The organism is Exiguobacterium sp. s36, from assembly GCF_018618345.1.
Lineage (GTDB): Bacteria > Bacillota > Bacilli > Exiguobacteriales > Exiguobacteriaceae > Exiguobacterium > Exiguobacterium chiriqhucha.
This window is the reverse complement of sequence record NZ_JACSLW010000002.1, coordinates 384,498-402,949: the sequence shown is the minus strand read 5'-3', so window position 1 is coordinate 402,949 and position 18,452 is coordinate 384,498. Positions and strand designations below refer to the sequence as shown.

Annotated in this window: 19 protein-coding genes; 13 read left to right on the top strand and 6 right to left on the bottom strand. The window is 51.3% G+C overall.

Features of this window, described 5'->3' with window-relative positions; all coding sequences use genetic code 11:
- Nucleotides 1-47 precede the first annotated feature (47 nt).
- On the top strand, nt 48-1,505 hold the full coding sequence (locus KNP95_RS07535; RefSeq protein ID WP_021066991.1) for a phospholipase D family protein: 1,458 nt from the start codon (nt 48-50) through the stop codon (nt 1,503-1,505).
- Between the two features lie 101 nt (nt 1,506-1,606).
- Here the strand turns inward: KNP95_RS07535 and KNP95_RS07530 are convergent, their stop codons facing one another.
- Together KNP95_RS07530 and def are read right to left on the bottom strand one after the other, a co-directional pair.
- Complete coding sequence (locus KNP95_RS07530) at nt 1,607-3,232, bottom strand: alpha/beta hydrolase (RefSeq protein ID WP_214836458.1); 1,626 nt, start codon at nt 3,230-3,232, stop codon at nt 1,607-1,609.
- A 1-nt stretch (nt 3,233) separates the two neighbouring features.
- A complete protein-coding gene (def, locus tag KNP95_RS07525) occupies nt 3,234-3,773 on the bottom strand; it encodes a peptide deformylase (RefSeq protein ID WP_021066993.1) in 540 nt (179 codons plus the stop codon).
- Between the two features lie 330 nt (nt 3,774-4,103).
- Here def and pdhA point away from each other — a divergent pair, with 330 nt between their 5' ends.
- The 4 genes from pdhA (at nt 4,104) to lpdA (ending at nt 8,956) form a co-directional block, all read left to right on the top strand.
- Nucleotides 4,104-5,189 carry a pyruvate dehydrogenase (acetyl-transferring) E1 component subunit alpha gene (gene pdhA, locus KNP95_RS07520; RefSeq protein WP_021066994.1) on the top strand — a complete coding sequence of 362 codons (1,086 nt, stop codon included), beginning with the start codon at nt 4,104-4,106 and terminating at the stop codon, nt 5,187-5,189.
- A 3-nt stretch (nt 5,190-5,192) separates the two neighbouring features.
- Nucleotides 5,193-6,170, top strand: coding sequence for an alpha-ketoacid dehydrogenase subunit beta (locus KNP95_RS07515; protein WP_021066995.1), 978 nt, complete (start codon nt 5,193-5,195; stop codon nt 6,168-6,170).
- Between the two features lie 76 nt (nt 6,171-6,246).
- Nucleotides 6,247-7,539 carry a dihydrolipoamide acetyltransferase family protein gene (locus KNP95_RS07510; RefSeq protein ID WP_021066996.1) on the top strand — a complete coding sequence of 431 codons (1,293 nt, stop codon included), beginning with the start codon at nt 6,247-6,249 and terminating at the stop codon, nt 7,537-7,539.
- A gap of 4 nt (nt 7,540-7,543) precedes the next feature.
- On the top strand, nt 7,544-8,956 hold the full coding sequence (gene lpdA, locus KNP95_RS07505; RefSeq protein WP_021066997.1) for a dihydrolipoyl dehydrogenase: 1,413 nt from the start codon (nt 7,544-7,546) through the stop codon (nt 8,954-8,956).
- A 17-nt stretch (nt 8,957-8,973) separates the two neighbouring features.
- On the opposite strand, the gene aac(6') is transcribed toward lpdA, so the two are convergent.
- On the bottom strand, nt 8,974-9,417 hold the full coding sequence (gene aac(6') / locus KNP95_RS07500) for an aminoglycoside 6'-N-acetyltransferase (RefSeq protein ID WP_214836376.1): 444 nt from the start codon (nt 9,415-9,417) through the stop codon (nt 8,974-8,976).
- A gap of 74 nt (nt 9,418-9,491) precedes the next feature.
- Here aac(6') and KNP95_RS07495 point away from each other — a divergent pair, with 74 nt between their 5' ends.
- Entirely contained in the window at nt 9,492-9,815 is a 324-nt protein-coding gene (locus KNP95_RS07495; RefSeq protein WP_021066999.1) for a DUF3055 domain-containing protein, read from the top strand.
- A 108-nt stretch (nt 9,816-9,923) separates the two neighbouring features.
- Here KNP95_RS07495 and KNP95_RS07490 read toward each other — a convergent pair whose 3' ends face one another.
- On the bottom strand, nt 9,924-11,405 hold the full coding sequence (locus KNP95_RS07490) for an aminotransferase class I/II-fold pyridoxal phosphate-dependent enzyme (protein WP_029595757.1): 1,482 nt from the start codon (nt 11,403-11,405) through the stop codon (nt 9,924-9,926).
- Between the two features lie 171 nt (nt 11,406-11,576).
- Here KNP95_RS07490 and KNP95_RS07485 point away from each other — a divergent pair, with 171 nt between their 5' ends.
- From KNP95_RS07485 to KNP95_RS07475, 3 genes are all read left to right on the top strand, one after another.
- Complete coding sequence (locus KNP95_RS07485) at nt 11,577-11,843, top strand: UPF0223 family protein (RefSeq protein WP_021067001.1); 267 nt, start codon at nt 11,577-11,579, stop codon at nt 11,841-11,843.
- A gap of 246 nt (nt 11,844-12,089) precedes the next feature.
- The gene (locus KNP95_RS07480) at nt 12,090-12,278 is read left to right on the top strand and encodes a hypothetical protein (RefSeq protein ID WP_015881266.1); all 189 of its coding nucleotides are present in this window, start codon (nt 12,090-12,092) and stop codon (nt 12,276-12,278) included.
- Nucleotides 12,279-12,357: 79 nt separating this feature from the next.
- Nucleotides 12,358-13,611, top strand: a complete 1,254-nt coding sequence (locus KNP95_RS07475; protein WP_058763305.1) for an inositol monophosphatase family protein — start codon at nt 12,358-12,360, stop codon at nt 13,609-13,611.
- Between the two features lie 61 nt (nt 13,612-13,672).
- Here KNP95_RS07475 and KNP95_RS07470 read toward each other — a convergent pair whose 3' ends face one another.
- A complete protein-coding gene (locus KNP95_RS07470) occupies nt 13,673-13,849 on the bottom strand; it encodes a hypothetical protein (RefSeq protein ID WP_214836373.1) in 177 nt (58 codons plus the stop codon).
- A 163-nt stretch (nt 13,850-14,012) separates the two neighbouring features.
- Between KNP95_RS07470 and typA the strand changes: the two genes are divergently transcribed.
- Both typA and KNP95_RS07460 read left to right on the top strand, forming a co-directional pair.
- Nucleotides 14,013-15,857, top strand: coding sequence for a translational GTPase TypA (gene typA / locus KNP95_RS07465; protein WP_021067004.1), 1,845 nt, complete (start codon nt 14,013-14,015; stop codon nt 15,855-15,857).
- 86 nt (nt 15,858-15,943) lie between these two features.
- Nucleotides 15,944-16,288 carry a YlaH-like family protein gene (locus tag KNP95_RS07460; protein ID WP_235045181.1) on the top strand — a complete coding sequence of 115 codons (345 nt, stop codon included), beginning with the start codon at nt 15,944-15,946 and terminating at the stop codon, nt 16,286-16,288.
- A 41-nt stretch (nt 16,289-16,329) separates the two neighbouring features.
- Here KNP95_RS07460 and KNP95_RS07455 read toward each other — a convergent pair whose 3' ends face one another.
- Complete coding sequence (locus KNP95_RS07455) at nt 16,330-16,530, bottom strand: YlaI family protein (RefSeq protein WP_021067006.1); 201 nt, start codon at nt 16,528-16,530, stop codon at nt 16,330-16,332.
- A gap of 112 nt (nt 16,531-16,642) precedes the next feature.
- Here KNP95_RS07455 and KNP95_RS07450 point away from each other — a divergent pair, with 112 nt between their 5' ends.
- Together KNP95_RS07450 and KNP95_RS07445 are read left to right on the top strand one after the other, a co-directional pair.
- Complete coding sequence (locus KNP95_RS07450) at nt 16,643-17,092, top strand: PNPOx family protein (RefSeq protein ID WP_021067007.1); 450 nt, start codon at nt 16,643-16,645, stop codon at nt 17,090-17,092.
- Nucleotides 17,093-17,124: 32 nt separating this feature from the next.
- Nucleotides 17,125-18,441 (top strand): PhoH family protein, encoded by a 1,317-nt coding sequence (locus KNP95_RS07445; RefSeq protein ID WP_021067008.1) that lies wholly within the window; start codon nt 17,125-17,127, stop codon nt 18,439-18,441.
- Nucleotides 18,442-18,452 lie beyond the last annotated feature (11 nt).

Sequence of the window (18,452 nt, the reverse complement as noted above, 5' to 3'; positions counted from 1 at the left end):
ACTACAGCCCGTTTTTTAGAGGACAAAGATAAAGGAGATGGTGTCTGATGGAACGCAAGAAACGGAAGAAAGGTTGGTTGAAATGGGGCCTGGCCGCATTCGCCTTACTCTTCCTCATCACGATGGTATACCATCAAGTCAAACCGTTGCCGGACGGCGTGTCGCGTGCGTCGGAACCGGTCGCGATTTCGGATGACCAAATCGATTTTTTATTTGATTTGACGTATCAAGGGGAAGACACGGAAGTGAACGAGCAAGAGATTTTTCAAGACGTCGAGCGGTCAATCCGCGAGGCGCGGGAATATATCGTCATGGACTTTTTCTTATTCAACCCATATTCGAATGAAGACCGGCAATATCCGGACATCACGGCCAAACTGTCATCGGCTTTGCTCGAACAGATGGAAGCCTATCCGGACATGAACGTCGTCTTAATCACGGATGAAATCAATACGACCTATAACGGACACGCGTCCGATCATCTCGACGTCTTGAAGGAAGCGGGCGCGGAAATCGTCTACACGAACCTCGATGCGCTCCGCGACCCGAACATCTTATACTCGACGCTGTATCGGATCGGGTTCCAATGGTTCGGGGACAGCCAGAACGGCTGGTTGCCGAACCCGATGGCCAAATCGGCACCGGACATCACGATCCGGTCGTATTTACGGCTGTTGAACGTGAAAGCGAACCACCGCAAAGTGATGGTGACCGAGAATGACGGCTTCGTCTTATCGGCCAACCCGCATGATGCGAGCGGGTATCATTCAAACGTCGGGGTGCGGCTCGATGGCCCGATTTTAGCGGACATCCTCGAAGGGGAGGAAGCGATCGCGACGTTCTCGAAAGGGGATGCCGAACGTTTCCCGAGCGAGGAGAAACTCGCGAATCTGCGCGACGAGCCGTCGGAAGGCCCGATGCAAATCCGCTACGTCACGGAATCCAAGATTCAGGACGCCGTCATCAAGGCGATGGAAGAAGCGGAATCAGGTGAGACGATTTGGATCGGCATGTTCTACTTGGCCGACCGAAACATCATTCAAGCCATTCATGAGGCCGCCGAGCGCGGCGTCTTCGTCAAACTGATTCTTGACCCGAATACGAACGCGTTCGGGCGCGACAAGTCAGGATTGCCGAACTTGCCGGTCGCCGCGGAATTGAACACGGTGAACCCGGAGCAAATCGAGATTCGGTGGTACGAAGTCGGCGAAGAGCAGTACCATCCGAAGATGCTGTACGTGGAAGGGGACCGTCGAGTCGTCGTCATCGGGTCGGGCAACTATACGACCCGCAACATGAACGATTACAACTTGGAGGCGGATGTCGAAGTCGTCACGACCGAGGAGACAGCGTTCATCCGCGAGGTCGACGGGTACTTCAAGCGTCTCTGGAACAACGAGCAAGGAACGTATACGCTCGCCTATGATGAGATTCAGACCGATTTGCCAATCGGAAAGTATGTGATTTATTGGATCCAGAAACTCACTTGGACGATGACCTACTGACACAAGCCCGCCTTCCTGTGAAGGTGGGCTTTGTTGTGGACGGGCTACCATCGACATGACGACGAACAAAACCCGCCCTCATATGTGAAGGCGGGTTTTCATCATTTCGTTTCGACTGGATTGAATTCGTTCGTGAACTCGTAAAGGAACCGGCCCGTGTCGCGGAGGACGTCTGTCTTCCGGTGGAGCGAGAAGTGATCGTATGGGACGGTTTCCGTCTCGATGTTGTTCGTATATTCTTCGAGCAAGAGCGAACTCGCTGGCTCAATCAAGTTGAACTCGCCACCGCGTCCCGAGAAGGAGAACACTTGGACGGAGCGTGGCCACGTCTCAAGTTTTTCTTGGAACGCCTGCAACCCGTCAGAACTCGGGGACAAATCCCGGATGGCAGGACTGCCGGTATTGATCCCGAAATTACTGGCGGACAGACCGAAGTTGGCAAGTCGTGTTCCGGCGAACGGACTATCATACGTCACGAACTTATCGACGATGTATTCGTCTTGATTCAAGATATAGTTCGCTGCCGCCACACCGCCCATGCTGTGACCGATCAAATACATCCGGTCGAACGAACGGTTTCGTTCCTGTTTATAGCGTTCGATCGCCGCATTCAACCACTTCGTCTGGTTGTTGAGCGATGCCTCGGCATCCTCATATTCAATCCGGACAATCGGTCGGTTCGAGCTGTAGTCATTGATGACGCAATCGGCCGCGCCTTTCACCGTCACGGTACAGAGGGCACCATCTTTCGCCAGCCCACGCTGTTCCATATACTGCGAGAAGCGGAGGAATGTGCGGTCGGTCCCGAGCAAGCCGTGAACGGCGAACGTCGGGATGAACTCGTCCGTCTGCGCCGCTTGGCGAATCGCCTCAGATTTCCGTTCCGTCGTCAACTCTTCTCGAATCGTCACGATCATCAACGCGAGGGTCAAGACGAGGATGAAGCCGCCGAAGATGCGAGAACGAATCGACGTCTTGTCCGGATTACCGACGTTTTGACGATATTTCCGCCAAACAAAGAAAGCGACTAGGCCAAGGACGACGATGATGACGCCTGTGATAATCCACGCCTTGACCTTCGGCACGTGGGCGACGAGCGTCATATTATTTTGACGGCCACCGTACACTTGCCACTCGACATGTTTCATCGACCGTACATCGAGTCCAGTACCGTCTTCGACGAACACCCCGGTCGGCACGGTCAGATTGAACCGGATATCGGCTTGACGAACGTAACGTTCGGCCAGTTGTTTCGGGGAGCCGCTTAAATTCAGACCTGGCAAATCGACGCGGTCGAGCCGCAGGTCGAGGTTCGTGTTCATGACGTATGAGTCAAACCAAATCCCATCTTCTTTGTCGACATCAAACTTCATATCAGGTGGGACGAGGATACCGGCCGGACCGGTCTTCCACTCCTCTTTAATGTTTTGGAGGTCATCGACGTTGTCGAACGTTTTCTTGAGCACCATGCCTTCATAGTCGTCTTGACTCGAGTAGTCACGTGTCGCATACCCGTTCTCATTCGCCTGTTGTTTCCATGTATCCCAATCGAGCCGCAAATTGAGCAGCTTCATGACCGGATGGTCGCGGAAAGCATACGTCGTCTCTAACGTGACCGATTGGTCGTAGTGGACGGTCGCATCATATTCGATTCGGACACATCCCCCGATTAAAAGAAACAGAAATGGGAATACTAACAACAGTGCCTTTTTCTTCAAGCTCGTCACCTCAAATCGGCTCACCGTAGGTCTCTAACGGGTTGGTCGTGTTGATGCGGTCGTAGAAGAGCACCCCATCTAAATGGTCGAGCTCATGTTGACAGACGATGGCGCGCATACCGCGGAGCCGCAATTTAATCGGGGCGCCGTCACGGTCGAACCCTTCAATCGTGATGCGTCGGTATCGGGGCACGTTGCCTTTGACGACACGGTCGACAGATAGACAGCCTTCACCGCCATTCAAGTACGTCTGTTCGACCGAGTGGCTCGTAATCTTCGGATTGAAGATGGATAGTTTGAACGTCTCTTCTTCTTCGTGGAGCAGGACCGTGAAAAATCGGCGATTGACGCCGAGTTGTGGTGCGGCGATGCCGACACCGCCCCGAAGTTCATACTTCGCGCTCATCTCTGGATCTTGGCTGTTGACGAGGAACGTCTCCATCTCGTCGAGTAGCGCGAGGTCTTCTGCCGTCGGTGGGACCGGCACTTCGATTGAGCGGGCGCGGAGCCGCTCGTCTCCTTCACGAATCACATCTTTCATCGTTAACATGCAAAACTTCCTTTCCCATTGCGATATGACCAATTATATCATATTTATTAGTCATTTCGCTTAGATGGTACAGAAGGTGAAATGAAAATGATACAGAGGCGAAATAAGGGAAAAGATGTGTTGATGTAAGCGTTTTTATAGAGTGAGCATATTTTTTGCGTTATTATAACAACCCGTTTTATACTGACTAGGAAACGGCAGGATAAGTGTAACTTTCCTGAATCACGTTAATACAGATTGCTTTTTTGGACAGATACACTTAAGATTTGAGGTAGTGTTTGATCACAAAAAAGACAATTGTCTCATAGTTGAAAGGATGAGGTGAAACGAATGAACAACGTTCAGGTACTTCAAAACGTGGAAGAAAACTTCCAAACGTTCCGTATTCTCGACGAGAAGGGCGAGGTCGTCAACCAAGACGCAATGCCAGATGTAACGGACGAGCAACTTCAGGAGCTTATGCGCCGCATGGTCTATACACGAATCTGGGACCAACGTGCCATCTCGCTCAACCGTCAAGGACGCCTAGGTTTCTACGCGCCAGTGGCTGGTCAAGAAGCAACGATGATCGGGACGCAATATGCGCTCGACAAACAAGACTGGATTCTTCCAGGCTACCGTGATATCCCGCAACTCGTATTCCACGGACTTCCGCTTTATCAAGCGTTCTTGTTCTCACGTGGTCACGTCGCAGGTAACCGTATTCCTGAAGACGTTAACGTCTTGATGCCGCAAATCATCATCGGGGCACAAATCATTCAAACTGCGGGTGTGGCAATGGGCCTCAAACGCAACGGCAACACAAACGTCGCCATTACTTACACGGGTGACGGTGGTTCATCACAAGGTGACTTCTACGAAGGATTGAACTTCGCAGGTGCATTCAAATCACCAGCCATCTTCGTCGTTCAAAACAACCGCTTTGCCATCTCGACACCTGTTGAGAAGCAAACTGCAGCTAAAACGATCGCGCAAAAAGCTGTCGCAGCGGGAATCAACGGAATCCAAGTTGACGGAATGGACGTTCTTGCTGTCCTCGCCGCAACACAACAAGCGCGTAAAGACGCACTTGACGGAACTCCGACGCTCATCGAAGCACTCACATACCGTTACGGACCACATACGCTCGCAGGGGATGACCCAACGCGTTACCGTACAAAAGAACTCGATACAGAGTACCAAGAGAAAGATCCACTCGTTCGTTTCCGCCTCTTCCTCGAAGGCAAGAAGCTTTGGAGCGAAGACATGGAGAATGAAGTCATCGAACAAGCGAAAGCAGACGTGAAAGAAGCGATCAGCCTCGCTGACAAAGAACCAAAACAAAAAGTTTCGGACTTCATCAACAACATGTTCGAAACACTTCCTTCAAACTTGAAAGAGCAGCTTGAAGAATATACAGCAAAGGAGTCGAAGTAAGTTATGGCTCAAATGACAATGATCCAAGCGATTACTGATGCGATGCGCGTTGAAATGAAGCGCGACGAGAAAGTACTTCTTTTCGGAGAAGACGTTGGTAAAAACGGTGGGGTTTTCCGTGCAACGGAAGGTCTCCAAGACGAGCTCGGCGAAGACCGTGTCTTCGACACGCCGCTTGCTGAGTCTGGTATCGGTGGTCTTGCCATCGGTCTCGGTCTTACAGGCTTCCGTCCGATCATGGAAGTTCAATTCTTCGGATTCGTATTCGAAGTGTTCGACTCGATCGCAGCTCAAATGGCGCGTATGCGTTACCGTTCAGGCGGCGCTTACAGCCAGCCAATCACAATCCGTTCACCATTCGGTGGCGGTGTTAAAACACCAGAACTTCACGCGGATAGCCTTGAAGGCTTGATGGCTCAGACACCTGGTCTTAAAGTCGTCATCCCGTCAACGCCATACGATGCAAAAGGTCTTTTGATCTCAGCAATCCGTGACAACGACCCAGTCGTATTCCTCGAGCACATGAAACTTTACCGTTCATTCCGTGGCGAAGTTCCAGAAGGCGAATACACGATCGAGCTTGGAAAAGCAGACGTGAAACGCGAAGGAACTGACGTTTCAATTATCACTTACGGTGCAATGGTCCACACGTCACTTAAAGCGGCAGAAGAGCTCGAAAAAGAAAACATCAACGTCGAAGTCATCGACCTCATGACAGTGAGCCCACTTGATATCGATACAATCGTCGAGTCTGTTAAAAAGACTGGCCGTGCGATCGTCGTTCAAGAAGCACAACGTCAAGCAGGTATTGCGGCTAACGTCGTAACTGAAATTCAAGAACGCGCAATTCTTCACCTCGAGGCACCAGTGCTTCGTGTAACTGCACCAGACACAGTCTTCGCTTTCGCACAAGGTGAAGACGCATGGTTACCTGACCATAAAGATGTCGTTGCAAAAGTTAAGGAAGTTATCAACTTCTGATCGTGTTCATTTAACGATGAGGGAGAATTGTCTCCCTCATTGTGTTTACATGATTAATTGATGGGAGGAAAAACCAGTGGCAGTATTTGAATTTAAATTACCAGACATCGGTGAAGGAATTCACGAAGGTGAAATCGTCAAGTGGTTCGTAAAAGCAGGGGATACAGTAAAAGAAGATGACATTCTTCTTGAAGTACAAAACGACAAAGCCGTCGTTGAGATTCCTGCTCCAGTTGATGGAACAGTTAAAGAAGTCAAAGTCTCTGAAGGTACAGTTGCGGTCGTCGGCGACGTCCTCATCACGTTCGATATCGAAGGTGACGCACCAGCCGGTGAAGAAGAAGCAGCTCCTGAACAGCCTAAAGCTGAAGAGAAGACTGAAGATGTGAAAGAAGACGTGAAAGAAGACGGCCCGCGTGAAGTTCAACTTCACAAATCGGAGCGCGTCATCGCAATGCCTTCAATCCGCAAGTACGCTCGTGAAAAAGGCGTCGACATCCGTGAAGTCCAGGGTTCTGGCGACAACGGCCGCGTCTTGAAAGAAGACATCGATGCATTCGCAAACGGAGAAGCACCAACAGCAGAAGCTACAACAGAGAAAACAGAATCTGTAGCTCCAGCAGCGGCTGCGAAAACGGAAATCAAACCTTACGAGTCAGCAACGCCTGAACTCGAAACGCGTGAGAAAATCCGTGGTATCCGTAAAGCGATCTCGAAAGCAATGGTTAACTCGAAGCACACAGCTCCACACGTTACACTCATGGACGAAGTCGACGTCACGAAACTCGTCGCACTCCGTAAAGAGTTCAAACAAGTGGCTGCTGACCAAGGCGTGAAACTCACGTACTTGCCGTTCGTCGTTAAAGCATTGACTGCTGCAGCGAAAGCTTACCCAGCGATCAACGCGTCAATCGACGATGTGAACGAAGAAATCGTCTACAAAAACTACTACAACATCGGTATCGCTGCTGATACGGACAACGGTCTCGTTGTTCCTGTCGTCAAAGAAGCGGACCGTAAATCAATCTATGCACTCGCTACAAACATCAATGAGCTTGCCGGTAAAGCACGTGAAGGCAAACTTGCTGGGGACGACATGAAAGGCGGATCGATCACAATCACAAACATCGGTTCAGCTGGTGGACAATGGTTCACACCTGTCATCAACCACCCAGAAGTTGCAATTCTCGGTATCGGTCGCATCGCTGAAAAAGCTGTCGTTAAAGACGGTGAAATCGTCGCGGCTCCAGTCCTCGCGCTTTCATTCAGCTTTGACCACCGCCTCATCGACGGTGCAACAGCTCAAAACGCACTCAACATGGTGAAACGCTTGCTTCAAGATCCAGCACTTCTAATGATGGAGGGATAAGAACATGGTAGTAGGAGAATTCGCACAAGAAACTGATTTGCTTGTCATCGGCGCCGGTCCTGGTGGATACGTCGCAGCCATCCGTGGCGCACAACTCGGCCTTAAAGTCACGATCGTCGAAAAAGGAAACTTTGGTGGCGTCTGCTTGAACGTCGGTTGTATCCCATCGAAAGCATTGATCACTGCTGGTCACAACTTCCAGCACGCTAAAGGTCACTCTTCAATGGGGATCACGTCTGACAACGTGTCAGTCGACTTCACAAAAGTCCAAGACTGGAAACAGTCGGTCGTCAATAAATTGACTGGCGGCGTCAAAGGTCTTTTGAAAGGTAACAAGATTGAAATCGTTCAAGGTGAAGCTTTCTTCGCATCTGAAGACACAGTACGTGTCATCACAGAAGATAGCTCGACTCCTTACAAGTTCAAAAAAGCGATCATCGCGACTGGTTCAACACCTATCGAGATTCCATCGTTCAAATGGTCAAAACGCGTCCTTTCTTCAACTGGCGCATTGGCTCTTCCTGAAGTACCGAAGAAACTCGTCGTCATCGGCGGCGGATACATCGGTATGGAGCTCGGCACAGCGTACGCGAACTTCGATACAGAAGTCGTGGTCGTTGAAGGCGCAAGCGACATCTTGTCTGGCTTCGAGCCACAAATGACGCAAATCGTCAAAAAGAAACTCAAACAAAAAGGCAACGTCACGATTCACACGAACGCTCTTGCAAAAGGCGTCGAGGAAACAGAAGACGGCGTAACAGTTAAGTTTGAAGTGAACGGCGAAGAGCAGTCTGTTGAAGCGGACTACGTCCTCGTCACAGTCGGCCGTCGTCCAAACACTGGCGACATCGGTCTCGAAAACGCGGAAGTTAAAATCAGCGACCGCGGCATCATCGAAATCGACGACCAGTGCAAAACGTCGAACGAAAACATCTACGCAATCGGCGACATCGTACCAGGACCACCGCTCGCGCACAAAGCTTCTTACGAAGCGAAAGTCGCAGCGGAGGCAGCTGCCGGTAAGCCAGCTTACCTCGACTACTCAGCAATCCCAGCGGTCGTCTTCACTGACCCTGAACTTGCAACAGTCGGTTACACAGAGCCACTCGCAAAAGAAGAAGGACTTGAGATCACTGTATCGAAATTCCCATTCGCAGCGAACGGCCGCGCCCTCGCTCTTGACGAGCCAGACGGCTTCATGAAGCTCATCACGCGTAAAGAGGACGGTCTCTTGATCGGTGCTCAAATCGCGGGAACTGGCGCTTCAGATATGATTGCCGAGCTTGGTCTCGCCATCGAAGCAGGTATGACTGCAGAAGATATCGCGCTTACAATCCATGCTCACCCATCACTCGGTGAGATGGCAATGGAAGCGGCAGAAATCGCAATGGGTATGCCAATCCACGTCGTTAAATAAGTCAAAAGCTCTCTCGCTTACTCGCGAGAGAGCTTTTTTACGTAATGGACGGTCCGTTCGACTTCTCGGAAGCCGATGCGTTCATGGAACCGTTGGCTGCCGTCGTTCTCGATTTCCGTATCGGAGGCGAGCTCGTCACATCCTTTCGACCGGGCGTAGGCGGAGGCGGCTTCGACGAGCCGTGTCGCCACGTCTTGCTGTCGCACGGATGCAACGACGTAAATTCCTTCTAAAAAGGCGGTCGGGGAAGAGGTCGTTCCGGGGACGTAGTCATGACGGAAGCTGAGCTGGCAAAAGCCGACCGCCTCATCCGTCTCCGCGATAAAATAGTGCATCTTGCCGGAGCGGATGCCGAGGCGGACCTCCAACGTCAATTCGTCTTCGGGCGCATCGGGCCATAGCTGCCGCATGAGCCGAACCAAGTCGATACCATCGCGCTCATTAGCTTTTCGTATGTTCATTGGGACCCTCCTTAGGTTTCATACGTTCAGTATAAAGGAAAATAAGGAATGAAGTGAGAAAGGAGGGACCGATGATGGCGTTCGATGAAGAATTGTTATATACCGTCTCTGAGACGAGCCGTGTCCGCTTCACGGGAATCGAGACCGAGACGTCACGTTATGATTTCGGCTTTGTGTATACGCATCAATTCATGGGAAAAGTGCTCGTCGTCTGTATGCAGACCGGGCAGTCTGCCCTTCTTGACATCCATGCGCTCGAAGAACCGAGACAACTGTATCCGATGCTCGGGATCGCGTTGCGTGATACAGATCACGTCGCCGAGTTTTTACGACTCTGTCTGGACGAAAGTGGGCAAGAACAAGAACAATCGCCAAATTCTACCCTTGAAAAAATGTAAGCGTTTTCTTATAATGGTACGTAGGGGAAGCAATTCGATCATCATAAGCTACCTTTTCTTTTGATGACACAAAGCGAGCCGGTCCTTATGGACCGGCTCGCTTTCGTCTTAACGGATGGCTTTTGTCTGTTGGATGACTTTAATCATTTGAAGCGATTCATCTTCAAGTCCTTGGACGGGAAGACCGGCCTCGATGTTCGCCATGATATAGTCGAGCGTCGAAGTCGTGATCAGTTCTCCCGGGATGATGATCGGGATTCCTGGTGGATACACCATGATGAACTCGGCCGAGATGCGTCCGACGGCGTTCTCGAGCGGAATCGTCTCCGTCTCCTCGTAGAACGCGTCACGCGGGCTGAGTGCAAGCGGTGGAATCTCAGGGAGCATGATCGATAGTGAATCGTTTCCTGACTGATCGTAAACCGATACGACGTCACGCATACCGTCAATCAACGCTTGAATCGTCGACTCGTCGTCGGCGCTCGTCACGATGAACAGTACGTTCAACAAATCTGACATCTCGACTTCGATGCGATGCGTCTCACGCAAATACTTCTCGACTTCAAAGCCGGTGATCCCGAGCTCACGGACAGAGACGAGGATTTTCGTCTCGTCGAGCGCGTACGTCGACTCTGAATGGAGTTCGGCGTGACCGTATACCGATAAGTGCGGCATATTGTCGATGGCCGTACGAGCCGTACGTGCGAGCGTGAGGGCACGTTCGTTCATCGCTTCTCCTTTCGTCGCCAATTGACGACGGGCCGCGTCGAGCGACGCGAGGAGGAGGTAAGACGTCGACGTCGTCGTAATCATCGACAACATCGCGTGAATCCGTTCCGGGGAGACGAGACCGCGACGGACGTTCAAAATCGAACTTCCCGTCATCGAGCCGCCGAGCTTGTGTACGCTCGTGGCCGCGACGTCCGCTCCGGCTTGCATCGCCGAGAGCGGGAGCTCGTCGTGGAACGGCAAGTGGACACCGTGTGCCTCATCAACGAGGACCGGTACGTCTTGCGCATGGGCGACGGCGACGATGCGCTCTAAGTCACCGGCGATGCCGAAGTAGGTCGGGTTGATGACGAGGACTGCTTTCGTGTCCGGGTGCATCTCGAGGGCGCGTTCGACGGCGCTTGCTGTGATCCCGTGGGCAATCCCGTACGTCTCATCATATTCCGGATGGATGAAGACCGGGTGGGCCCCGGTCAAGATGAGGGCGGACATGACGGATTTATGCACGTTCCGGGGAACGATGATTTTCTCGTTCGGACCGACGACGCCCATAATCATCGCCATGATGGCACTCGACGTCCCTTGGACCGAGAAGAACGTCTCGTCGGCACGGAACGCCTCGGCAGCGAGGCGCTCGGCCTCGGCAATCGATGCTTTCGGATGATGGAGATCATCGAGCGGGGCGATGTTGATCAAATCGATCTTCAAGGCGTTTTCGCCGATGAAGTCACGGAATTGAGGGTCCATCCCTTTTCCGCCTTTATGGCCAGGGATATGGAACGCGATCGGGTTCGTATCCACGTGCGTGAGCAACGTGTCAAAGAGCGGTGTCTCGAGCTGTGTAGCACCTTTAAGTTTCAATAGTAAGTCCTCCTTGATAACAGTGTGTATATGGGTTGTCGGTTTGGTTTCAAGCTTTGGGCAATCTGAACATTTCGATTCAAAAACAATGCAACAAAAAAACTATAGTGATTTCTATCCCAACTTGCAATAGTTTTTTTTGTTGATACAATGGTTGTCGAGGTGAAGAATATGCAAATCAACTATCCGATTAATCCGGACTGGACGACAGATGAACTGATTGAAGTCGTCGAGTTCTATAACCAAGTCGCCTTGGCCAATGAAGGCGGTGTCGACCGGGAGTCGTTTTTGGACGCGTATCGGTCGTTCAAACAAATCGTGACGTCGAAGTCAGAAGAGAAACAGCTGAGTGCCGTTCACGATGAGCAGACCGGATACTCTACCTATCGTACGGTCCAAGCGGCCCTAAAATCAAATGCAAAGATTATAAAGTTGTAACTGCTTGAAAGCATGGGAGGACATAACCGTTTTCTCATGCTTTTTTTGTTATTTCTCTAATAAATAGGGTACATATCATTAACAGTCCAATCAGGTTTAGGCTTAGTTGAAATGGGAATATACTCACTAAGATAAAAAATTCAAAATAGTCAGACAATTCTCTTTCTTTTTTGAATCTCATCTGATATACTCAATTCAACTTACTAAACCGTAACTTGTAGCCCAACTAAAGGAGTGTGGCATCTCATGAAACAAGTGATCGAGGCATTCAAAAGAAAAGACGCAGAAAAACGGATTCCGGTGCTGCGCTTAGAGATTGATTATGAATTGGCAACGCTCTTCGATGCAATGGCGTCACAAGATGATGCCACTGTCCAGGCTAGCAAGCATCGGTTAGAGAAATATCGCCAAGAACTATTGCGTCTCGAAGCCTGACCCACAACCACCCATTCAACCAGTATTCCATGCGGATACTGGTTTTTGTTTGGTACAATACATAATAGAGGTGATAAACATGTTGGAATGGTTCGCGATTGACTTGATTAAACAGGCAGGGGAGTATATCCGCTTACAGATTGACGAGAGCTATCGAATCGAACGCAAGACGGGGAAAGGTGATTTGGTCACGGAAATCGATCGGGCCGTCGAACAGTTGATTGTCGACCGGATTCGCGAGTCGTATCCCGAGCATCATATTATCGGGGAAGAGGGTATCTCGACGGAACCGGATGATTTGTCGGGCACGGTCTGGTTCGTCGACCCGATTGACGGCACATTGAACTTCATCCATCAAAAGCGGATGTTCGCCATCTCAATTGCCATCATGGTCGATGGGGTCGTCGAGTACGGCTTCGTTTACGATGTGATGGCGGATGAGCTGTTCGTCGCACGCCGTGGCGTCGGGACGACGCTGAACGGCCGGAAACTCCCGACCATCAAAGAGCACCACGTCCGGGATGCTTTCCTCAGTATGAACGCGACATGGGTGACGCCGAATCAGCAAATTGCACCGGAAGTGCTCGCGCCGATTGTGCGCGATTCCGTCGGCACGCGGGCGCATGGGGCCGCCTCGCTCGAACTCGCCTGGCTCGCAGCGGGACGAGTCGACGGGTATATCACGATGCGTAATATGCCGTGGGACTATGCTGCCGGTAAACTTCTCGTCGAAGAAGTCGGGGGACGGGTCGTCTCGATTTATGGGGAGCCGGTCCGTTATGACGGGAAGACGTCCGTTCTCGCGGGGAGCGAGACGTTCGTCAAGGACGTGGTGAAGCATTACGTCATCGCCAAGGGCGCGACCCCTGAAGTGAAGCCGGACTTGCAAATTGGAATCAACGGATCTTACGACCGCGTCCGTGACTTGCTCGTCCTGGCCAACCCGAATGAAACGATGGTCCGCGATCAATACAAAGCCGGGACGACATATGAGGCCACGCTCGGCGGGGAACGTGTCGGGGCGTACATGCTCGTCAAACGCAGCGAGACGTTAATCGAGCTCGTTAATATCGCCGTCAAACCGGAACGACAGAACCAGACGATCGGGCAACGCCTGCTCCAAGACGCGATTCGTCGGGCCGAGAGCAGCGGGGCGAAGCAAATGCTCGTCTGTACGGGCAACTCGAGCATCGTCCAGTTGCGCTTCTATCAACAAGCCGGTTTCCGCTTTGAATCAGTCGAGCGGGATTACTTCCCGGACCACGGTTATCCGCCAATCGAAGAGGACGGGCTCGCCTTGCGTGACCGCATCTGTCTGACGCGCGACCTATAAGCGTGGGCGCAAAAAGGACAAAATCATAAAGAAGGCCCGGGCGTTTTGCCCGGGCCTTGTGTTATGGACGTCGGTTCGAGAGGACCCGGCGGCGCAAGTTGATTCCAAAAAATGTGGCGATGCCGTTCAAGGCGAGACTGCCGATGATGATGGCGGCACTTCCTTCAGCGACACCGATGCCGATACCGACGAAGCCGGCGACGACCGCGGTCGCGATTAAAACGAACATGAGTTGCATGGAGATTCCCCCTTCTTTCGCTAGTCTTCTTCATTGTAGTCAAAAATGATGCGTTTGAAAACGTTAACAGTTGATAACACTCGACAAAGGTGGTGGGACGTGTGCTATACTCTTAAAGTTGAATAAAAGATGAAACTTTTTTAAATAAGAGAGGACTAACTACATGAATGTAAGAACTAACCTTCGGAACGTAGCCATCATCGCCCACGTTGACCACGGTAAAACAACGCTCGTCGATGAATTATTGAAACAGTCTGGTACATTCCGGACAAACGAAATGGTCGCAGAACGCGCCATGGACTCGAACGACATCGAACGTGAACGCGGAATCACGATTCTCGCGAAAAACACGGCAATCGATTATAAAGATACACGCATCAACATCGTTGATACACCAGGTCACGCCGATTTCGGTGGTGAAGTAGAGCGTATCATGCGTATGGTTGACGGCGTTATCCTCGTTGTCGATGCACGTGAAGGCTGCATGCCGCAAACGCGTTTCGTATTGAAGAAAGCACTCGACCAAGGTCTCCGTCCAATCGTTGTCGTTAACAAAATCGACAAGCCGATGGTACGCCCACTCGACGTCGTCGACGAAGTTGTCGACTTGTTGATCGACCTTGGAGCAGATGAAGATCAACTTGAATTCCCTGTCGTCTATACGTCTGCTGTCAGCGGTTCAAGTTCGTTCGATCCTGATCCAGAGAAGCAAGAAGATACAATCACGTACGTGCTCGACACGATTCTTGAGAACACACCGGCACCAATCGATAACTCGGATGAGCCGCTTCAGTTCCAAGTCACGATGCTCGACTACGACAACTACCTCGGCCGAATTGGTGTCGGTCGCGTCTTCCGTGGGAAAATCAAAGTCGGCGAATCAGTGTCACTTTGCAAAACAGACGGATCAATCAAACAATTGCGCGTCACTAAATTGTTCGGTTACTTCGGCCTCAAACGTGTTGAAATCGAAGAAGCCAAAGCTGGTGACTTGATCGCCATCGCCGGGATGGAAGACATCAACGTCGGTGAGACGGTCACGCCAGTCGGTAAAGAAGAGCCACTTCCGCTTCTCCGCATCGATGAGCCGACGCTTCAAATGCGTTTCATGACAAACAACTCACCGTTCGCAGGACGCGAAGGCGATTTCGTGACGGCACGTAAAATCGAAGAGCGTTTGATGAAACAACTCGAGACGGACGTTTCACTCCGTGTCGAGAACACTGATTCACCTGACCAATGGGTCGTTTCAGGCCGCGGTGAGCTTCACCTCGGGATCTTGATCGAGAACATGCGTCGTGAAGGCTACGAACTTCAAGTTTCGAAACCACAAGTTATCATTCGTGAAGACGAAGATGGTACGAAAATTGAGCCGTTCGAACGCGTCATCGTTGATGTTCCAGAAGAGTACACAGGTTCAGTCATGGAATCAATCGGTCTCCGTAAAGGTGAACTTGCCAACATGAACACGAACGACAACGGTCAAACACGTATGGAATTCATCGTTCCTTCACGTGGTCTCATCGGCTATCGTAACGAGTTCTTGTCAGCGACACGCGGATATGGAATCTTGAACCACACGTTCGAAGAGTATCGTCCGTTCATCGCTGCTGACATCGGCGGACGCCGCAGTGGTGTCATGGTTTGTATCGAACCTGGTAAGTCGACGGCTTACTCGATCGGTGCCCTTGAAGACCGTGGAACGATCTTCATCGAGCCAGGTGTAGAAGTATACGAGGGAATGATCATTGGTGAATGTAACCGTGACGTCGACCTCGCAATCAACGCCGTCAAAGGAAAACAGTTGACGAACATGCGTGCTTCAGCAAAAGACTCGACACAAGTCTTGAAACGTCCACGCGTCTTCTCACTCGAAGAATCGCTCACGTTCTTGAACGATGACGAGTACTGTGAAATCACGCCGGAGTCAATCCGTCTCCGTAAAAAAGTCTTGAACAAGAACGAACGCGAGAAAGCTGACAAGCGTCGTAAACTTGGTAAAGAATAAGTCTTAAAAAAGGGAGCGCCTAGGCGTTCCCTTTTGTTTTGGATAGTGTAGAATGGGTGTGTAGGAAATAAAGGGGGATTATCAGCTTGAAAGCTTCTCAAACGATGGACATCACACAAATCGATGTGCCGTGGATTGCCTCGCTACTTGGCGTCGGCAGTGACGCGAACGACTTCTCGGTCGGGTTCAACGCGTTAATCATCACGGTCATCTTATTGACGATCCTTGTGTTTAAATTAGGTTTTGCGAAACAATTGACGTGGTGGAAATCACTCGTCGTCTATATGCTGCTCGCACTCGGGGCAGGCACGATGGCGCTCGTCTTCTTCACATGGCCGATTCCAGAAGTTCTCCTTGTCATGGCTGTCGTCTTGGCAATCTACCGGGGCCGCCTTTGGTGGAACCGTCGACAAGGCATCGAATCACATTAAAAAATGGACGCTTCGCCCTCGGGCGAAACGTCCATTTTTGCTTACCATCTCCGTTTTTGGCGGAACGATGGATATAGGTGGAATTGGCCGGTCGCGGCACGCTCCGCTGTTCGCGCGGTGATGCGTTCTTGACACGTCTGGCACATATACGTTTTAGCAGGTTTATTACGAAGTCGTTTCGCTTCGAACGACCACGAATCAATCGTATCGATTTTGTCACAAAGAGAGCACTTTACGCGCATGGTCTCACCTTCCTCTTCGTTGATTATAGCATGATTTCAGGAGAGAAAAGCAGGGAAAGAGGTTTGTAAGGGCGAATCCATTTCGTATACCCGTTCGGGAGGAGGGGAGTCTATGGCGAGTAAAGCTGCGTTCGAACTTTCGAGGGCGCAACAAGACGTATTGAACGAGATGCCGTTGACGTTCTTAGTCACGTTTGATGAGCCGAAACGGTGGCCGATCACCCATGCGATCAGCTGGGTGCAAGCGCCGAACGAGAGGACGATTCGCTTGGCGTTGACGAAGAATTCGCATGTGATCACGTTGCTCTCGTATGAGAAGACAGCGAGTCTCATCTTTCTTGAAGGGGGACTTGCCTACAGTATCGCCCTGTCACACGTACACGAATTCGAGCCGAGCGTGAAGCCGGCGTTACACCTTCGCTTTTTTGAAGGGAAAGTCGAAGAGGTCCGTAACATTTCCTTTTACGGGGCAACCTATGGACAACCGGACATCGTCAAGACGTACGATGTCGAAGCAGCAGAAAAGTTGGACCGTGAAGTCAAGGAGAGTTTGAATTCTTGATCACCAACAATTTTCGAGGGGCGGCAAAGTCTATGAAAAAAACGTATGTGCTCGATACGAACGTACTCTTACACGACCCACTATCCTTGTTCCAATTCGATGAGCACGATGTCGTCATTCCCGCCATCGTTTTAGAAGAGCTTGACGGTAAAAAACGTAATATGGATGAAGTCGGCCGCAACGCCCGAGAAACGGCGCGCGTGCTCGATCAATTGCGGACGACCGGTAAACTGCACGACGGGGTCCCGCTCGAGAACGGCGGACGATTGTTCGTCGAGATCGGTCACGAGCATACTGTCGATTTCCCGTTCGACGTCATGACGAACGACAATCGTATCCTGACCGTGGCACTTGGACTGATGAAACAATACGAGCACGACCGGACCCGTAAAGTCGTGGTCGTCTCGAAAGATATACTCGTCCGTGTCAAAGCGGACGCCATCGGCATTGAAGCCGAGGATTACTTGACCGACCATATCGTCGATACGACGAATTTATACGCCGGCTATCGTGAAATCGAAGTCGATCAAGCCATCATCGATGAATTTTATAAAGTCCGACAGCTTCCGCTAGAAGCCGTTTCAAAAAATCAGCTATATCCGAACTCATTCGTCGTCTTAAAGAGTAACGTCTCGAAAGCGAGCGCACTCGCGGTCGTCGATGGGTTGCAACCGATCCTCCGTCCGCTCTCGCTAGACGTCGAACACGTGTGGGGCATCCATCCCCGTAACGTCCAGCAACGGATGGCGCTCGACTTGTTGTTGCGGGACGATATTCCGTTCGTGACACTGCTCGGGAAGGCCGGTACCGGGAAGACGTTGCTCGCGCTCGCGGCAGGCCTGTCGCTCGTCGAAGACGAACGTCGCTTCAACAAGCTCGTCGTGGCCCGGCCGGTCGTCCCGATGGGGAACGACATCGGTTATTTGCCCGGTGAGATGGAAGAGAAGCTCCGGCCATGGATGCAGCCGATTTATGATAACTTGGAGTTCTTGTTCAACGCCAACTCGAAAGACGAACTCGGGAACATCTTGGCCGGCATCAAATCGATTCAGCTCGAGGCGCTCACGTATATCCGTGGTCGCAGCATGCCGGATCAGTTCATTATCATCGACGAGGCCCAAAACTTGACGAAACATGAGATTAAGACGATTCTGACCCGGGTCGGCGAGAACTCGAAAATCGTCCTCGTCGGGGACCCGTATCAAATCGACCATCCGTATTTGGACGAGTATTCGAACGGTCTCACGTACGCCGTCGAACGCTTCAAAGGTCAAAACGTATTCGGACACGTCCAACTCATCAAAGGGGAGCGCTCGTCGCTCGCCCGGTTGGCCGCCGATTTACTATAACGAAAAACGCC